The 17,612-nt window shown below is 68.2% G+C and carries 16 protein-coding genes; 2 read left to right on the top strand and 14 right to left on the bottom strand.

Annotated elements, in window-relative coordinates:
* Positions 1 to 16: 16 nt before the first annotated feature.
* Positions 17 to 385 carry a hypothetical protein gene (locus BMW51_RS06560; RefSeq protein WP_093004573.1) on the top strand — a complete coding sequence of 123 codons (369 nt, stop codon included), beginning with the start codon at positions 17 to 19 and terminating at the stop codon, positions 383 to 385.
* A 214-nt stretch (positions 386 to 599) separates the two neighbouring features.
* On the opposite strand, the gene aroC is transcribed toward BMW51_RS06560, so the two are convergent.
* From aroC to BMW51_RS06500, 12 genes are all read right to left on the bottom strand, one after another.
* Entirely contained in the window at positions 600 to 1,667 is a 1,068-nt protein-coding gene (gene aroC, locus BMW51_RS06555) for a chorismate synthase (protein ID WP_093004571.1), read from the bottom strand.
* Positions 1,664 to 2,233 (bottom strand): GNAT family N-acetyltransferase, encoded by a 570-nt coding sequence (locus tag BMW51_RS06550; protein WP_093004569.1) that lies wholly within the window; start codon positions 2,231 to 2,233, stop codon positions 1,664 to 1,666. The genes aroC and BMW51_RS06550 overlap by 4 nt, the downstream gene beginning before the upstream one ends.
* Positions 2,230 to 3,033 carry an enoyl-ACP reductase FabI gene (gene fabI / locus BMW51_RS06545; protein WP_093004567.1) on the bottom strand — a complete coding sequence of 268 codons (804 nt, stop codon included), beginning with the start codon at positions 3,031 to 3,033 and terminating at the stop codon, positions 2,230 to 2,232. The genes BMW51_RS06550 and fabI overlap by 4 nt, the downstream gene beginning before the upstream one ends.
* Positions 3,030 to 3,935 carry a YihY/virulence factor BrkB family protein gene (locus BMW51_RS06540; protein ID WP_245708341.1) on the bottom strand — a complete coding sequence of 302 codons (906 nt, stop codon included), beginning with the start codon at positions 3,933 to 3,935 and terminating at the stop codon, positions 3,030 to 3,032. Before BMW51_RS06540 ends, fabI begins: the two co-directional genes overlap by 4 nt.
* Positions 3,936 to 4,025: 90 nt before the next feature.
* Entirely contained in the window at positions 4,026 to 4,979 is a 954-nt protein-coding gene (locus BMW51_RS06535) for a DnaJ C-terminal domain-containing protein (RefSeq protein WP_093004563.1), read from the bottom strand.
* A 57-nt stretch (positions 4,980 to 5,036) separates the two neighbouring features.
* Entirely contained in the window at positions 5,037 to 5,939 is a 903-nt protein-coding gene (locus BMW51_RS06530) for a transglutaminase family protein (protein ID WP_093004561.1), read from the bottom strand.
* Positions 5,936 to 8,407 carry a circularly permuted type 2 ATP-grasp protein gene (locus BMW51_RS06525; protein WP_093004559.1) on the bottom strand — a complete coding sequence of 824 codons (2,472 nt, stop codon included), beginning with the start codon at positions 8,405 to 8,407 and terminating at the stop codon, positions 5,936 to 5,938. Before BMW51_RS06525 ends, BMW51_RS06530 begins: the two co-directional genes overlap by 4 nt.
* Before the next feature lie 93 nt (positions 8,408 to 8,500).
* Entirely contained in the window at positions 8,501 to 9,547 is a 1,047-nt protein-coding gene (locus tag BMW51_RS06520; RefSeq protein ID WP_093004557.1) for a glycosyltransferase family 2 protein, read from the bottom strand.
* 86 nt (positions 9,548 to 9,633) lie between these two features.
* The gene (locus BMW51_RS06515; protein ID WP_093004555.1) at positions 9,634 to 11,067 is read right to left on the bottom strand and encodes a M48 family metalloprotease; all 1,434 of its coding nucleotides are present in this window, start codon (positions 11,065 to 11,067) and stop codon (positions 9,634 to 9,636) included.
* An 87-nt stretch (positions 11,068 to 11,154) separates the two neighbouring features.
* Entirely contained in the window at positions 11,155 to 12,987 is a 1,833-nt protein-coding gene (locus tag BMW51_RS06510) for a DUF885 domain-containing protein (protein WP_093004553.1), read from the bottom strand.
* Positions 12,988 to 13,085: 98 nt separating this feature from the next.
* The gene (locus BMW51_RS06505; protein ID WP_093004551.1) at positions 13,086 to 15,200 is read right to left on the bottom strand and encodes a RelA/SpoT family protein; all 2,115 of its coding nucleotides are present in this window, start codon (positions 15,198 to 15,200) and stop codon (positions 13,086 to 13,088) included.
* A 156-nt stretch (positions 15,201 to 15,356) separates the two neighbouring features.
* Positions 15,357 to 15,692 (bottom strand): CC_3452 family protein, encoded by a 336-nt coding sequence (locus BMW51_RS06500; protein ID WP_093004550.1) that lies wholly within the window; start codon positions 15,690 to 15,692, stop codon positions 15,357 to 15,359.
* Between the two features lie 172 nt (positions 15,693 to 15,864).
* Here BMW51_RS06500 and BMW51_RS06495 point away from each other — a divergent pair, with 172 nt between their 5' ends.
* A complete protein-coding gene (locus BMW51_RS06495) occupies positions 15,865 to 16,329 on the top strand; it encodes a winged helix-turn-helix transcriptional regulator (RefSeq protein WP_093004548.1) in 465 nt (154 codons plus the stop codon).
* Here the strand turns inward: BMW51_RS06495 and BMW51_RS06490 are convergent.
* Both BMW51_RS06490 and BMW51_RS06485 read right to left on the bottom strand, forming a co-directional pair.
* Positions 16,322 to 16,771 (bottom strand): acyl-CoA thioesterase, encoded by a 450-nt coding sequence (locus BMW51_RS06490; RefSeq protein WP_093004546.1) that lies wholly within the window; start codon positions 16,769 to 16,771, stop codon positions 16,322 to 16,324. The two genes, BMW51_RS06495 and BMW51_RS06490, sit on opposite strands and share 8 nt — an antisense overlap.
* Positions 16,771 to 17,544 carry a sulfite exporter TauE/SafE family protein gene (locus BMW51_RS06485; protein WP_093004544.1) on the bottom strand — a complete coding sequence of 258 codons (774 nt, stop codon included), beginning with the start codon at positions 17,542 to 17,544 and terminating at the stop codon, positions 16,771 to 16,773. The genes BMW51_RS06490 and BMW51_RS06485 overlap by 1 nt, the downstream gene beginning before the upstream one ends.
* Positions 17,545 to 17,612: the final 68 nt, after the last annotated feature.

Below are 17,612 nucleotides of genomic sequence, written 5' to 3'. Positions count from 1 at the left end.
TGACGATCAGCGCGGCGTGCTGCCGGTGGTGTTCGGCGTCGTGCTCATCGGATCGGTCGACGGCGTCATCGTCGAGTCGGACGTAGACGTACTCGGCATCGTGCTGGGCGACGACATCGTGCCCTTGCGCGTGCTGCGGCGGCTCGACCGCGTCGTCGTGGTGGTCGACGGCGTGCTCATCGTCGAATCGGTCGACATCGTGCTGCTTGTGCTCGGCGACGTCGGGTTCATTGTGCCCGTCTGGGTGCCCATCGTTCCTGTCTGGGTGCCCATCGTGCCGGTCGTGGTGCCGGTGCCCATCGTGCCGCCGGCGGTACCGCCGGTCGTCTGCGCAGAAGCCATTGCGGGGAGCGCAAGCGCCACCGCGGCGAGCGGGATCATGTAACGCATCTCAGTCTCTCCTTCGTATCAGAAGGCTCAACGAGGGCTGTTGCAAGATGTTCCGGAGCCAAGCAGCGGCTGCGGCCGGGTGGTTGTGCGACAAGATGGGCAGAGCGCCCAAGACTTGCGGTGGATCAGTGCGAATCAACCACCATCATCAGCCAATTGTACTTGGCGGCGTAGTCGTGGAGGCAAGCTTTATTACTGTATGGCAACAATCATCCGCATTGCGCCCGGTGTAGCAGCGCCTGATCGGCGAGCACCAGCGCGACCATTGCCTCCACCACCGGCACGCCACGAATACCGACGCACGGGTCATGGCGGCCGCGGGTCGCGATCTCCGCCGCTTCGCCGGTTCGTGAGATCGTCTCGACGGGGTTCAGGATCGAGCTGGTCGGCTTGAACGCGACGCGAAGCCGGATCGGCTGGCCGGTCGCGATCCCACCCGCGATCCCGCCGGCGTGATTGGCGAGGAACGCAGGGCCATCGGCACCGGGACGCATCGCATCGGCATTCTGCTCGCCCGTCAGCGCCGCGGCAGCGAAGCCGTCGCCGATCTCGACGCCCTTGACTGCGTTGATCGACATGGCCGCGGCGGCGAGCTCGCTGTCGAGCTTGGCGTAGAGCGGCGCGCCCCAGCCGGGGGGCACACCCGTCGCCTCGCACGCGACCACCGCACCGAGCGATGACCCCGCCTTGCGCGCCGCATCGACCTTCTCCTCCCAGCGCGAGGCGGCCGCGGCGTCGGGGCAGAAGAACGGATTGGCATCGATCTGCGCATCGTCGAAATTCGCCGGATCGACCGCTTCGCCGCCGATCGCCTCGACCCAGGCGCGGATACGCACCTGCGGCACAACCAGCCGCGCAATCGCACCCGCCGCGACGCGCGACGCGGTTTCGCGTGCCGATGACCGCCCGCCGCCGCGATAGTCGCGGAAACCGTATTTGGCGTCATAGGCGTAATCGGCGTGTCCGGGGCGATAGGCCTGCGCGACCTCCGAATAATCCTTCGATCGCTGGTCGACGTTCTCGATCATCAGGCTGATCGGCGTGCCGGTCGTGCGTCCCTCAAACACGCCCGACAGGATGCGCACCTCGTCGAGCTCGCGTCGCTGCGTCGTGAAGCGCGAGGTGCCCGGGCGCCGCCGGTCGAGCCACGGCTGGACGTCGCCCTCGGTCAGCGCGATCCCCGGCGGGCAGCCATCGACCACCGCGCCGATCGCCGGCCCGTGGCTCTCGCCCCATGTCATGAAGCGGAACGCGCGCCCGAAGGTGTTGAAGCTCATGGTTGCGACAATCTGGCAAATGCGGGTGCGTGATGGGCATGTTCGCGCACCCCGCACGGCATCAACCCGCCCTGGAGCGGCAGCGCCATCAGGTAATCGCCCGCATAGGGAGAGGTGAAATTACGCGCGAAATCAGCATCGAACCCGAACCGCGCGTAGAAGGCGGGCTCACCCAGCACGAAGCACAGCACGACGCCTTCCTGCTCCAGCCGCTCGATTCCTGCGTGGATCAGTGCCTCGGCAACATTTCCACCGCGGTAATCGGGTGCGACCGCCACTGGTGCCAGCGCGACAGCGGGGATCGGCTTGCCCGCGACCGCCACGTCCATGCGGCTGAATGCCACTGTTCCGGCGAGCGTGCCCGTGCCCTCGTCATGCGCGGCGAGCATCAGCACCATGTCGCCCGCGATACACAGGTCGCGGACCAGATCGGCCTCCTCCGCCCGCGCGAAGCTGCTGCGCAACAGTGCGTCGATTGGGGCAACGTCGTGTCCGCTAGCGGGTGCGATCGCGATCATGCCCGTGTCGCCCGGAGCTTGACCAAGCGCGGCGTCGCGCCCGCTCACGCCAGCGCGATGTCGGGCGCGTCCTCGGCCTTCATGCCGATGACGTTGTAGCCGGCATCGACGTGGTGGATCTCGCCCGTCACCCCCGACGCGAGATCGGACAGCAGGTACAGCCCCGCGCCGCCGACATCGTCGATCGTGACGTTCCGGCGCAGCGGCGAGTTGAGCTCGTTCCACTTCAAAATGTAGCGGAAGTCGCCGATCCCGCTCGCCGCCAGCGTCTTGATCGGACCCGCAGAGATCGCGTTGACGCGGATGTTCTCAGGCCCCAGATCCATCGCCAGATATTTGACGCTGGTTTCCAGCGCGGCCTTGGCCACACCCATGACGTTGTAATGCGGCACGACCTTTTCCGCGCCGTAATAGCTCAGCGTCAGCAGGCTGCCGCCATTCGCCATCATAGCGCGCGCGCGCTTCGCCACCGCGACGAAGCTGTACGCCGACACGTTCATCGTCAGCAGGAAATTGTCGAGGCTGGTGTCGACGTATTTGCCGCGCAGCTCGTTCTTGTCGGAAAAGCCGATCGCGTGGACGACGAAGTCGAGCGTTGGCCAGTCGGCGGCGAGCGTGTCGAACGCCGCGTCGAGCCGCGCCATGTCCGACACGTCGCAGTCGATCAGCTTGCTCGAGCCGAGCTGCTCGGCGAGTGGGCGCACGCGCTTCTCAAGCGAGTCACCCTGATAGGAGAAGGCGAGGTCAGCGCCCGCCTCGCTCAGCTTCTTCGCGATACCCCATGCGAGCGACCGATCGTTGGCGAGCCCCATGATCAGCCCGCGCTTGCCCGCCATTAATCCGTTCACGCCGTCGCCGTCCCTGCTACATTCTGTGCCTGCATCCCCTCTACAACCGGTTCGGGCGGTTCCGCCAGTGCCGCGTTCAGATGCGCGCCGAACACGAGGCCGAGCCCGATCAGGTAGAAGAACAGCAGCATCACGACCACGCCCGCCAGACTGCCGTAGGTCAGGTCGTAACCGCCCAGCTTCGAGAGCACCCACGGCAATCCCGCGGTCATGCTGACCCACCAGATCGTGGTGAACAGCGCCCCCGGCCACTTGCGATTGTCGCTGTGGCGGTACTTGCCGGGCGTCACCGAGTAGAACAGCATGTAGAGCGCACCGAACATGATCGCGGCCGGCACGAAACGCGCGAGCCCGAGCCATCCGGCAACGTTCTGCGCGAACGGCAGCAGGCGGTAGATGAACTGCTCGGCCGCGGTCAGTAGCCCTTGCACGAAGAACGAGACGAGCGCGACCAGCACCGAGGCGACGATCGCCAGCGTCAGACCCAGCCGCGCGCGCCACAGCGACTGCGTCGCGTGTGTGCCATAGGCGCGGCGAAAGATGTCGCGGATCGTCTCAACGAAACTGCCGACGGTCCACAATCCGACGAGCGCACCCAGCCACAGCAGCGACCCCGTCCGCGCCTGCAGCACGTCGGCGATCGGCTTACGCAGCAGCTCGGCCGATTCAGGTGGCAGCACCGACAGGAAGCTCGCCACCGCGCGCTGCGTTTCCGTACTCTGCCCGACGAGCGACAGCACCGCCGCCGCGACGATGAAAAATGGAAACAGCGTCATCAACGCGAGATAGGCGAGATTGCCGGCGTGGATGAACCCGTCGTTGTAGACGCCGATCCCGGCTCGCTTCATCACCTCGAAGAAGGTGCTGCCCGGTTTCACGCGGGCATATTCCTTCGACACCATCGCGCGCGCGCGGGCATGGTGCCGGGCGCGATCCTCCGGCGTCAGTGAGGGCGGTGCGTCAGTGTCAAGAGCTGCATCGGTCACCCTTCCTCAGACTCCCATCGCCTCGCGCGGGTTCCGGTCCTCGGGCGACCAGTCGGCGATGAACGCCTTCAACGCCGCGTCGTCGGCGGGCACGTCGACCATCAGCGTGACGAGCTGGTCGCCGCGACCGCCGCCCTTCTTGTGGAACCCCTTGCCCTTCAGCCGCAGCGTCTTGCCGCTGGTCGCGCCGGGCGCGATCGTCAGCATGACCGGCTTCTCGACTGTTGGCGCCTTCACAGCGCCGCCCAGCACCGCTTCCAACAGCGTGATCGGCAGATCAAGCCGCACGTCGTCGCCGTCGCGGGTGAAGAAACGGTGCGGCACGACCTCGATCGTCACGATTGCGTCGCCGGCGCCGCCCGGCCCCGGCTCACCCTTGCCGGTCAGCCGCATCTGCGTGCCATCCTCGACGCCCGCGGGCAGTTTCAGGTCGATCGTCTTGCCGTCGCCGAGCGTGATCCGCTGGGCTGCGAGCGCGGCCGCGTCGACGAAGGGGACGCGCAGGCGATATTGCACGTTGGCGCCCTTCGCGCGCGGTGCCTGTTGGCGTCGGCCGAAACCGCTAGCAAAGCCGCCGCCGCCCGCCTGCCGTCCGCCGAACAGCCCTTCGAAGATGTCGGACATGTCCGCGCCTTCGCCGCCGAAGTCGAACTGCTGCCCCTGAAAGCCGCCGCCCATCCCGCCGGGACGTGGCCCGCCGCCCATGCCACCGCCACCGAAACCGAACGGCGCGGCCGGGTTGCCGTCGCCGTCGATCTCGCCGCGGTCGAAGCGCGCGCGCTTGTCCTTGTCGGTCAGCAGGTCGTACGCGCTCGTTACCTGGCTGAACCGCTCGGACGCCTTGGGATTGTCCTTATTGCGGTCCGGGTGCAGCTCTTTCGCGAGCTTGCGATACGCTTTCTTGATGTCGGCCTCGGACGCGCCCCGCGCGACGCCCAAGGTCTGGTACGGATCGGCCATCTATTCCCCGTTGAGTGTGTTACCCGACTATGTGGGGCAGGTTGGTGATGAGTGCAATCACGCCGGCACTTGCCTCGCCGGCATTTCCTGGGGGGCGACGTCGACGCTGACCTCCATCGACTGCGCGCCCGACCCGAGCACGACGCCGTCGACGGGCGCGATCTCGGCATAGTCGCGCCCGACCGCGACGACGACGTGATCGCCCGCCATCCAGATGCCGTTGGTGGGATCGAGCCCGACCCAGCCGTGATCGGGTCCGCACCACAAAAGCACCCAGGCGTGCGTCGCATCGGCGCCGACCAGTCGTTCCTGACCGGGCGGCGGGATCGTGCGGATATAACCCGAGGCATAGGCGGCGGGGAGCCCGGCGGCGCGAAGCCCGGTGATCATGATCTGCGCGAAATCCTGACACACACCGCGGCGTTTCGCGAAGGCTTCGTGCGGGGGCGTGTCGACCAGCGTCGCGGTCGCGTCGAACGCGAAATCGCGCTGGATCCGCCGCGCGAGCGCGATGCCCGCCTCCAGGCACCCGCACGTCGGCGGCAGGTCGGGCGCGCAGTAATCGGCGATCGCCTGGTCAAGCGGGATCAGCGGGGAGGGGAACAGGTAATTCGCCGGGCTCGCCGCCGACAGATCGCTCGATGAGCGCGCGAGCGCGGCGATCTGTTCGAGCGTCGGGTCGCCATCGCCGGGCACCGGCACCAGCCGATCGACCCGCACGCGCGCCATCGATTCGATCGTCAGCCGCCGCACCGGCTGCTCGACGACTAGCCGCGTGACGTTCGCGAGCCCGGCCTCCGCCACCGCGGCGTAGGTGCGCCCGAACGGACTGACGCGCAGCTCGTACTCCTCGACCGTCTGTCCCGGCCAGTCGATCGGGCGCAGCCGCAGGTTGCAGCGCGCGAACTTGACCGCGTTGCCGTAGTCGAACCGCGTGACATGGACGATGTCGTAAATCACGCCAACGTCAGCCCGCTGGCGCGCAGCGGCTCCGCACCTTGCAGGAAATATCGCCGCGCGACCGCGTCGGAGATGCGCGCCAGGCGTCGCTCGACCTCGCTCAGCAGGTCGGCATCGATCGTCGCCGCACGCGCGGTCGCGACCAGCGCCTTCAACTCGGTCGCCTCGATCTGCTGCGGCTCGGCCATGCCGTCGTCGCCCAGCACCGGCAGCGCCGACAGGTGCTCGCCGATCGCCTCGACCTGGAACGCCAGCGCGCGCGGATTGCTCGGGTCGAGCAGCACCAAGTCGATCGCGGGCACGCGCGCGACCCCGGTCAGGTAACGCTGGCGGTAGCTGATCTGGCTGTTGGCGAGGTCGAGCAGCGTCGACACGTCATCCTGGCTGCCGCCAACCATGCCGAACGCGCGGCCTGCGCGCACGATTGCGCCAGCACGCTCGATCCGACGACCCAGATCGTGGAACCGCCACGACGCGGTGCGCCCCATATGCTCCGCAGACAGTCCCGCGATCGCGGCGTAGCGACGCTGGAGCGAGCCCGCTCGGTCGAGCATCCCGCGATGCGTCGGGAACGGCGCGTCGAGCAGCCGCACCATGTCGGCCGACAGCCGGTCGCGGCAGCCGCCGGCGATCCGGTTGGTGTGACCGTTGATCGTGCGCACCGACTGCCACTCGGGCGCCTCCATCGCGGTGCGCGCGAACTGCGTCAGGTCGGCGCGGCGCAGCGACGGCGGGGCAGGGGCGGCGCCGCTCGCTACGATCTCGGATACCAGCCGCGCTACCGTGTCGAGCCCGAGCGCCGCACCGGCGTCGGCGTCGATCGAATTGCCCAGCATGACGCGGATCGCGGTCAACAGCGCCTCGCCGCGTTCCAGATAGCGGCCGAGCCAGAAGAAATTGTCGGCGACGCGGCTCGGCAGCGTGCCGGGATTGCGCCGGATCTGCTGCGCATCGATCGCGGGCAGCAGCGAGAGTGATGGTACCGGCTCCTCACCGTGGACGCAGACGTCGGCCGACCACATGCCCTCGCCCATCACCGCGGCGCGATTGTCGGCATGCTCACCGATCCGCGCGAAGCCGCCGGGCAGCACCTGCCATCGCCCCTCGCCGTCGCGCGCGGCGAAGACGCGCAGCGTGAAGGGACGCGGCACCAGCGCGTCGCCGACGACGACCGGCATGGTCGACAGCCGTACCACCTCCTGACCGACATAATCCTGCGGGCGCCGGTCGAGGTCGGCGAGGAAGCGCGTGCGTGCCTCGTCGTCCAGATCGCTGCCCGCCACCGCGCGCTCGCCCGGCAGGCCGAGCGTCGCGCTGCCGAAGGCGGAGGAGAGCAGCATCGAGCGATGCTCCTCCGCGACGTGCGCGCACTCGGACGGCTGGCCGCACCACCAGGTCGCGATCTGCGGCAGGTGCAACTCATCTCCGGTCAGCCGCGTGCACAGCTGCGGCAGGAATGCGCCCATTGCTGCACTCTCCAGCACGCCCGCGCCCGGCGCGTTGGCGAGCACGACGTTCCCGGCCGCATAAGCGTCGATCAGCCCGGGCACGCCGATCCGCGAATGGCTGTCGAACGCGAGCGGGTCTAACAACCGCGGGTCGACGCGGCGCCACAGCGCATCGATCCGCTTCAACCCCGCAATCGTGCGAACGTAGACCTTGTCCTCCAGCGCGGCGAGGTCGTCGCCCTCGACCAGCAGCAGCCCCAGATAGCGCGCGAGATGCGCCTGTTCGGGATAGCTCGTGTTGTAGCGGCCAGGGGTCAGCAGCCCGATCCGCGGGTCGCTGCGCCGGCACGCGGCGGCGAGGCCATCGCGGAACGCGGCGAAGAAGGGCGCGTGGCGGCGCACGTTCAGCCGCGCCTGCAGACCGCCGAGCGTGCGGCTGACCGCCAGCCGGTTCTCCAGCGCGTAGCCCGCCCCGGTGGGCATACGCAGGTGGTCGGCGAGCACGCGCCACTCGCCCGAGGGGCCACGCCCGAGTTCGACTGCGACGAAGTGAAGGTGGTGGCCACCCGGTGGCGCGAGCCCGACCAGTGGGCGCGTGAAATGCGGGCTGCCCGTCACCAGCGCCGCGGGCAGGTGCCCGCGCGACACGAGATTGCCGGGGCCGTAGAGGTCGCCCAGGATCAGTTCGAGCAACTCGGCACGCTGCACCACACCGCGCTCGATCTGCTGCCACTCGTCGCTGTCGATCAGCATCGGCACGGGCGACAGGGGCCACGGCCGCTCGTTCGCCTCGCCGATGACGCGGAAACCAGTGCCGATATCGACCGAGTGACGCTGCACCCGCTCGCGCGCGTGGCCGAGATTGTCGCCCGCGACCGCGGCGAGCTCCTCGAGCATCGCGGTCCAGGCGAGGTCGCCCGAGCCGCACAGCACGTCAGCGCCACCCGCCGTCGCGCAATAATCGCCGACCCAGCGGCGCGCGTGGGTGCCGGCGTCGAACAAGGCGGGTTGTGTCGCCAATCCAGTCCCCAAGCGGTGCGCCGGGTGATCTAGGTCAAGCGCGGCGGCAACACAAAGGGAAAGCGTGTTGCGCTGTCCGGCTTGCCGCGCGACTTACGCAACGCGCTCGCCCGCGACCTGCTCCGACGGGACTATCGTCGCCTCCGCCTGGAACCCCAGCGTCGCGCGGCCGTGCACCGGCCCCGCGATGTCGGCGACGAGATAGAGCGGGCGCCGCTTCGCCTCGATGTAGAGCCGCCCCAGATACTCGCCGATCATGCCGAGCACGAACATCTGAATCGAGCTCAGCACGACGACGACGAGCATGGTCGAGGTCCAGCCCTGCACCCGGTCGCCCGCAAAATAGCCCCAGGCGATGTAGAACAGCAGCAGCAGCGACACGCCCGCGAGCACCACCGACAAATGGCTCGCCCAGCGAAGCGGCGCGGTCGAGAAGCCGGTGACGGCGTCGAGCGCGAGCCGCACCATCTTGCCGAGCGGATAATTGGTCTCGCCCGCGTGCCGCTCGGCCCGGTCGTAGGGGAAGGGCACCTGGCGGAAGCCGACCCAGGCGACCATGCCGCGGATGAAGCGCGCCTGCTCGGGCAGCGACAGCAATGCGTCGAGCGCGCGCCTAGTCATCAGGCGGAAGTCGCCGGTGTCGAGCGGGATCGGCGTGTCGGTGACGCGGTCGAGCACGCGGTAGAAGGCCGCGGCAGTCGCCTTCTTGAACAACGTCTCGCCCTGCCGCTTGCGCCGCACCGCGTAGACGACGTCGGCGCCCTCGCGCGCCATCGCCTCGCACATATCGCCGAGCAGCTCGGGCGGGTCCTGTAGGTCGGCGTCGATGATGAGGATATACTGGCCCGCGCACAGGTCGAGCCCCGCGGTCAGCGCCAGCTGGTGACCGTGATTGCGCGACAAATTGACCGCGACGACGTGCGAATCCTCGCTCGCCAGCCGCTGCATCGCCCCCCAGCTGCCATCGCGCGAGCCGTCGTTGACCAGCACGATCTCGTGATCGTCGCCGACGACGCCGCGCACCGCCGCCGACACACGCGCGTGAAGCAGCGGCAGCGTCGCCTCCTCGTTGTAGCACGGGATGACGACCGAGATGGCAGGGCGGCGGGCGACGGCGTGGTTTGCGAGCGGGCGGGACATGGTCGCTCGGGTAAAGCACCGTTGGCGCGAACGCAAAGGCGCGCGTGCGGCTGGCCCCGCGCCGCGCGCCGTTCGTCAGATGCGGATCAGCCCGCGACCACCAGCTTCACCAGCATGCCGGGGGTAAGGCGCGCGTCGCCTCCAAGGCCGTTGAGCGTCAGGAACCGCTCGCGCTGGTAGTTCGGGTACGCCATCTGCCGTGCGAGACTATCGACCGTGTCGCCGGCCTTGACGGTCGCAACGCGAATGCGCTTGCCCTTGATCGCCGCGGCCTCGGTGGCGCTCAAGGGTGCAAGGCTCTCGATCAGAGGTTCAAACGCGCCGATGCCCGCGCCGCGCGGGGTGACGAGCGTGAAATTGTAGGTGGCGTTGGGAAAGCTATAGGCGACGATCGTCGCGTCAACGGCCCGACCGTTCGCCGATGCGCCGACGGTTGAGTAAGCGTAAGCGATGTTGTTCGTACGTCCGGTCCGCACCTCGCCGCTGGCGGATGCGCCCAGGCTGGAGAAGCGCTGCGCGATGAAGCCGGGCAGGTCGCTGGTCGCCGCAGCGGTGCGGAACTGCGCCTGACCTCCGCTGCCCGATACGGTCACTGCGTCGGTGCCGTTATTGATCTGATAGCCCGCGGGGGCAGTGAAGCTAACACGCAGCGCGGGATGACGGAACGTCTGCCCGTCGATCACGCCCTGCGCGGGGTCGTCGTCGTAGCGCAGCCCGTCGAGCCGGCGCAGGAAGGCGGTGTCCTGCTGCGCCGCCGGCTCGCTGCGTCCCGTCGCCTGCGCGAGCGCGCGGGCGCGACGGATGCGGTCGGCGCCGTTCGGGTGCGTCGAGGCCCAGGTCGGCACCGCGTTCGCATCGCGCCCGGCGACGCGCGCCTGCAACGCCGTCTCGTCATTCAGCTGCGCCAGCATGTCGGCGGCGGCGTAGGGATCGTAGCCCGCGGCGGTGATGTACTTCACCCCCAGCCCGTCGGCGGCATATTCCTGATCACGGCCGTATTTGAGCGTGTAGAGCGAGGCGGCCTGCTGCGCGCCGCGGCCGACCAATTGCCCCAGCGCACCGTTGCCCGCGACCGCGCCGACGACGCCGGCGAGCAGCCCGCCAATCGACGCAGTGCGGTTGCGCCCGGCGGAGTGGCGGGCGGCGACGTGGCCGACTTCGTGGCCCATCACCGAGGCGAGTTCGGCCTCCGAGTTCATCAGCGCCATGAGCTGTCGCGTGACATAGATGTAGCCGCCGGGGATCGCGAACGCGTTCTCGACCGGCGAGTTGAGCAGGGTGACGGTGAAGTCGCCCTGCGCGTTCGACAGCCCCGATTGCACCGCGACGCGCTTGCCGACCTGCTCGACATAGGCGGCCTGCGGCCCGTCATAGGCGCCGCCGAACTCGGCGAGCAGCTGCGGGTTCGCCTGTGCGCCCTGCGCCTTGTCGCTGGCGGAGATCGACTGGGCGACCGCGGGTGTCGCGGTCGTGGCGATGGTGCCCGCGGCGAGCGCGGTAGCGGCGAACAGATAACGCATGGTGGTCCTCCCGATCCGGTCACAATGCGGGAGGAGGGGAGAGGGTTGCAAGCGGGGCGCGGGTGAGCCCGGCCCCGCCACGACCGATCAGGCGACCGAGCGCGCGCGCTCCTCGACGATCCGCTCCAGCATCGACAGCGGCATCGCGCCCGATTCGAGCACGTCGTGGAAGTGCTTGATGTCGAACTTTGCGCCCGCGATCCGCTTGGCATTGTCGCGCGCGCGCAGCCATGCGGCGTGTCCAATCTTGTAGGAGCATGCCTGCCCCGGCGAGACGCAGTAGCGCTCGACCTCGCGCTGCGAGCGTCCACGCGCGAAGCCGACCGTGTTGACGAAGTAATCGGTCGCCTGCGCGTGGGTCCAGCGTTTGGTATGGATGCCGGTGTCGGCGACCAGCCGCGCGGCGCGGAACAGGAAGCTCTGCAGGTACCCCGCGCGTTCGACCGGCGTCGCGTAGCCACCGATCTCGTCCGCCAATTGCTCGGCGTAGAGCGCCCAACCTTCCAGATAGGCGTTGAAGAAGGCGATCTTGCGCAAGGGGTGCGTCGGTGCGCGCTGCGCGGTCGAGATCTGCAGGTGATGCCCCGGCACGCCCTCGTGGTAGGTCAGGCTCGGCAGCGTGTACTTGGGCCAGTCGCCGACGCTCTTCAGATTGATCCAGTAGATCGCCGGGCGCGAGCCATCGAGCGGCGCGCGGAAGTAATAACCGTTCGGGGCGCCGTCCTGAATCGAGGGGTCGACGCGCTTGATCTCGAGCGGCGCGTTGGGCGGGCTGCTGAATACGCGTGGCAGCCGCGCCTGCATCGACTTCACGCCCTCGTTCAGGCTGGCGAGCAGCGCGGCGCGGCCCGCATCGCTGTCAGGATAGAGCTGCGCCGGCGACTTGTTGAGCTGGTCGAGCCGTGCGCCGACGCTGCCCTGCGTCATGCCCTGACCTTTGAGGATCGTGTCGAGCTGCGCCGACAGGTCGGCGACCTGCTCCAGCCCCATGCGGTGCACCTCGTCGGGCGTCAGCGTGGTGGTGGTCGCCTGCGCGAGCGCGGCGGCGTAGATCGCGTCGCCGCCGGGGATCGCCCACACGCCCGCGGCCGAGCGCGCGCCGGTGCGCAGCTGCTTCATCAGCGCGATCTGCCGGTCGAGCGCGGGATAGACCTGGCTCTCGACGATCTTGGTCGCGCGCGCCTGCCAGTCGCCGAGCAGGTTCGCCGCCTTCGCGCGCGTGACGAGCGACTGGACCAGCCCGTTCTCGCCCGCCGGCACCCCGCGCAGCTTCGCCATCTGCCCGAGCGTCAGGTCGATCGAGAAATCGGGCGCGACGCGTCCCTTCGCCGCCTGCTCGCGCTGCACCGCGCTCTCGCCGTCGAGCTGGCGGTCCATCAGCGACAGGCGATCGAGATATGCCTCCGCGTCGTCGGCGGTCTGCACCGGGTGGGTCGAGGCGAGGAAATCGGGAAGCGAGAAATATACGCCGTCCTGCTGCGTGATCGGATAGGGGCCCTGCGGCGAGCCGAGCCCGAACCGTTCCGGGCCGACGATCTGCGAATCGATGTTGTAGAGCACGACCTCGCGGTCGATCTTCGCCTGCGGCGACAGCGTGTTCGGGTCGATCGCGGCAACCTCCGCGCGCATCTGCTTGTAGAGCGCCAGATCCTTGGCGAGCGCGCCGGGGCCGTTGTCGCTCAATTCGTGTCGCAGGTGCGCGTTGGCACCCTTGTCGAAGCCGAGCGAGGTCGCGAACTCGGGCGAGTTGGCGACCGTCTGCGCCAGCACGCGGTCGAACGCGGCGGTCAGTTTCGCGTCACCCGGCGCGGCTGCGGCAGCCGCGGGGGCGCCGGCGGTCTGCGCGATCGCGCGCGAGAAGGGCAGTGCGCTGAGCGCCGCGGTCGCGGTTCCGGCGGCGAGAAAAGAGCGGCGATCCATGCGGGTGCATCCTGTGCGCGAGAAAGGTCAGGTGTGTGAGCCTAACCCTCCGCGCCGGTGTTGCAAGAGGCTAAGACACGTCTCCCGTCGTGCGCGCTTCACACGCGTTCGGCGGCGTTCACCATGTCGGCGGCGCGAAGTGCGGCGAGCAGCCGCATCAGCTGGTGCGCGTCGTGTACCTCGACGTCGATCGTGTTGGTGTGGAATTGCGTGTCGCGGCTGTCGAGCCGGATGTTGATGATGTTGGCCTTGTGCTGGCCGATGATGGTGGCGAGGCTGCCGAGCGTGCCGGGCTCGTTCTTGACCTCGACCGAGATGCGCGCGGTCGCGCCCTCGGTCTTGTTGCCCCATTTGACGTCGATCCAGTCGGTTTCCTCCTCCGACCGTTCGGCCAGATCGGCGAGCGTCGCGCAATCGATCGCGTGCACCTCGATCGACGCGTCGGGGCGGCGCAACCCGACGATGCGGTCGCCCGGCACCGGATGGCAGCAGGTGCCCAGTTCATAGGCGACGCCGGGCGCCAGCCCCTCGATCGAGATCGCGCTCGACTGCGGCGCGTGCGCGACATCGGCGCCCGCCGAACCCGGCATCAGCGCCTCCATGACCTGCTGATCGGTCAGCGTCTTGCGCGCGATCGCCTGCATCAGCGCGCCCTCGTCGGGCAGCTTCAACCGCGCGAGCGCATGGGTCATCGCGTCGGCTGCGAGCGTCGCGGGCAAGCGGTGGACGATGTCGTCGAACAGCTTGCGCCCGAGTGTGATCGACTGTTCGCGCTCGGTAATGCGCAGATGGCGGCGGATCGCGGCCAGCGCCTTGCCGGTGATCGCGAACGACAGCCAGCTCGCCTGCGGCTCCTGTGCTTTGCTGCGCAGAACCTGGACCTGATCGCCGTTCTCGATCGGGGTACGCAGCGGCACGACGCGGCCGTTGATCTTCGCGCCGACCGCCTGATCACCCAGATCGGTGTGGACGGCGTAGGCGAAGTCGATCGGCGTCGCACCCTTGGGCAGCTGGATCAGTTCGCCCTTCGGCGTGAACGCGAAGATGCGGTCCTGGTACATCGCCATGCGCGTATGCTCGAGCAGTTCCTCGGGCGTCTCGGCATTGTCGAGAATTTCGACCAGGTCGGCGATCCAGCTCGGGCGGTTGTCGGGTCCGGCGGGGGCGGCGTGGTCGCCGGCCTGTTTGTATGCCCAATGCGCGGCGAGGCCGTATTCGGCCTCGGCATGCATTTCCTCGGTGCGAATCTGGATCTCGATGCGACGGTTCTCGGCATGGATCACGCTGGTGTGGAGCGAGCGGTAGCCGTTGCGCTTGGGCGTCGAGATGAAGTCCTTGAAGCGCCCGGGCACCATCGGCCAGCGCCCGTGGATGATGCCCAGCGCCTTGTAGCAGTCCTCGACCGTCGGCACGATGACGCGGAACGCCATGATGTCAGACAATTGCTCGAAGCTGATGTGGCGCTCCTGCATTTTGCGCCAGATGCTGTACGGGTGCTTCTGCCGCCCCGACACCTCGCCCTCGATCCCCTTGCGCGCGAGCAGCAGGTGCAGGCCCGAGCCGATCTTGGCGATACGATCGCCGCCGCCTTCGTTCAGGAGCGCCAGCCGCTTGGTGATCGATTCGTACGCCTCGGGCTCGAGCTGCTGGAAGGCGAGCGTCTGCATCTCCTTCATGAACTCGTACATCCCGATCCGCTCGGCGAGCGGGGCGTAGATGTCCATCGTCTCCTTGGCGATGCGACGGCGCTTCTCGGGCTTGGCGATGAAGTGCAGCGTCCGCATGTTGTGGAGCCGGTCGGCGAGCTTGACCAGCAGCACGCGGATGTCGCCCGACATGGCGAGCAGGAACTTGCGCAGGTTCTCCGCCGCGCGCTCACTCTCGGTCTGCGCCTCGATCTTCGACAGCTTGGTCACGCCGTCGACCAGCCGCGCGACATTGCCGCCGAAGATGCGCTCGATCTCTTCCGGCGTCGCGACCGTGTCCTCGACCGTGTCGTGGAGGATCGCGGTGGCGATCGTCTCGTCATCGAGATGAAGCTCGGTCAGGATGCCCGCGACCTCGATCGGGTGGCTGAAATACGGGTCGCCATTGGCGCGCTTCTGCGTTCCGTGCGCGTTGACCGAGAAGACATAGGCGCGGTTGAGCATCGCCTCGTTGGCGTCGGGGTCGTAGTCGAGCACCCGGTCGACCAGTTCGTACTGTCTGAGCACAATGCTACGATGGGATGATTGGCTGCTGCTTTGCAACACAATTGCTTCGCTCTGGCTGATCGAGCGCGCAAAAAAGAGCCCCGGTCGCGGGAGTTGCGACCAGGGCTCACGATCTCGCGGCTGGAGAGGGCGCCGCGATGGCGTAAACGGTGTTAATCAGTTGGCGGCGACGCTCTGCGCCGCAAGGCCTGCCTTGCCGTTGCACTTGTCGAGTTGCGCGGCGTCATAGGCCTTGCCGCCGACGACGAACGAGGACAGCCCGCCGACATCGCGCGCGACCAGCTGGCATAGCACCGTGTCGCGCTCGGGCGCGCGCATCGCGACGAACGCGCCGTTCTGCTGCGACCACAGCGTCGAGCGGGTGATCAGGCGGGTCTTCGCGACCTTCGCGATCGGCGTGGCGACGTAATAGCCCGGCACCTGTGCCTGTACGCCGGTCGCCCCGATGATGGCGGCGGTGGCGATGACGGCGGAAGCGATACGACGGATCATGGGGAGGCTCCGTTGAAAGAAGTTGCGAATCGCTACTTATTCTCCTCCATAAACAGTTTCAAGCAGAAACTCGCATATGCGAGTTGCGATCACGAACCTATGTCAGAGAACTTGAAAAGCGGTTCAGCCCGCCTTGACGTTGAGCTAGGCTGGGCTGCGAAGAGGATGCGTGATGGGTCAAGTGCGTGAAAATCTGGCGGAATGCTCGCTGCCCGCGGCGTTGGAGCTGATGGGTGATCGCTGGGCGTTCCTGATCCTGCGCGCCAGCTTCAACGGGCTGCACCATTTCGAGGAACTGCAGCAGGAACTCGGCATCGCGCGCAACATCCTCGCCAACCGGCTGGCGCGGTTCGTCGAACACGGCATCATGGCGCGCGCCAGCGTGCCGGAGGACCGGCGCAAGATCGTCTACAATTTGACCGACAAGGGGTTCGCGCTGCTGCCCGCGATGGTGGCGCTCAGGCAATGGGGCGAGCGCTGGGAGACGGGCAGCCCGGCGTTCCCGATCCTGGTCGACGTGCGCGACGGGCGTCCGATCCAGCAGGTCGCGGTGCTGAGCCACGACGGCCGCGCGCTTGGCAAGGGCGACCTGCACTGGGCGCTGCCCGGCGACGTCGAGGAGCAGGCGGCTAGCTGACGCCGGTCGGCAGTCGCTCCAGGTACGTGCGGATCGCCGGCGGCAGCGGCACGGGACGGCCGCTCGCCAGATCGACGTGAACGCTCACCATCGTGATCGCACAGCACAATGTGCCGGTTGCGGGGTTCGCCAGTTCGAACCGCTTCGTGATGCTGGTAGTGCCGAGCTTCTCGATCCGCACGAACGCCTCGACCTCGTCGCCGAGGCGGAAGGGGGCGAGGTAATCGAGTTCGGCGCGGCGCACGTTGAACTCGGTGTGCCGCCACTCCTCAACCGCCTCGGCGATGCCGGTCCAGTCCCAGAACTCGGTCACTGCGACATCGGCATATTCGAGATAGCGCGAGTTGAAGACGATCTTCTGCCCGTCGATCTCGGCGTAGCGGACCTTGAACAGCGTCGAGAAAGCGAAGCCGGGGCGGGTCAAGAGGGGCGTGGCGCGCATCAGAACAGCAATCTCACGCCGACGATCGCCAGCGTAACCGCAAGCACGGGGGTAAGGACGCGGTCAGACACCCGCGTCGCGATCAGACTGCCGGTGATGATGCCGGGCACCGATCCGAGCAGCAGCGAGACGAGCAGCCCGACATCAACCGATCCGATCCACCAATGCCCCAGCCCCGCGATCAGCGTCAGCGGCACCGCGTGCGCGATGTCCGATCCCACCAGCCGCTTGACCGGCAGATGCGGGTACAGGATCAGCAGCGCCGTCATGCCCAGCGCACCCGCCCCGACCGAGGTGAGCGACACCATCACGCCCAGCGCCACGCCCAGCAAGGTGGTCAGCTGTGCCAGCCGGTGGGCGGGCAATCGCTCGAACCGGGGTGCCAGCCGCGCGACGATCCGCTGGCGGAAGAACAGCGCCACCGCGGTCGCAACCAGCGCGGCGCCGAGGATCAGCGCGATGACGCTGCTGGTCTGATCGCTCTTTGGCACGCGGCTGAGCACCAGCAGCGTCGCGAGCGTGGCGGGAATGCTGCCGAGCGCCAGCCGGCGAACGACATGCCAGGCGACCGTGCCGCGCGATCCGTGGACGCCCGTCCCGACCGCCTTGGTCGCCGAGGCGTAGAGCAAATCGGTGCCGACCGCGGTGGTCGGGTGGAAGCCGAACAGCAGCACCAGCAGCGGCGTCATCAGCGACCCGCCGCCGACGCCGGTCAATCCGACCAGCATGCCGACGAGCACCCCGGCGAGCGAATAGAGCGGGGTGACCGTCATCGTCCGAGCCGATCCTGCGGCAGCGTGGACGATCCGCTCACCGCGCAGGTGCTCGCTTCATCGTACCT

This window comes from Sphingomonas palmae, assembly GCF_900109565.1.
GTDB lineage: Bacteria > Pseudomonadota > Alphaproteobacteria > Sphingomonadales > Sphingomonadaceae > Sphingomonas > Sphingomonas palmae.
The sequence above is the reverse complement of the archived record's forward strand: the minus strand, read 5'-3'. Positions and strand labels throughout refer to the sequence as shown.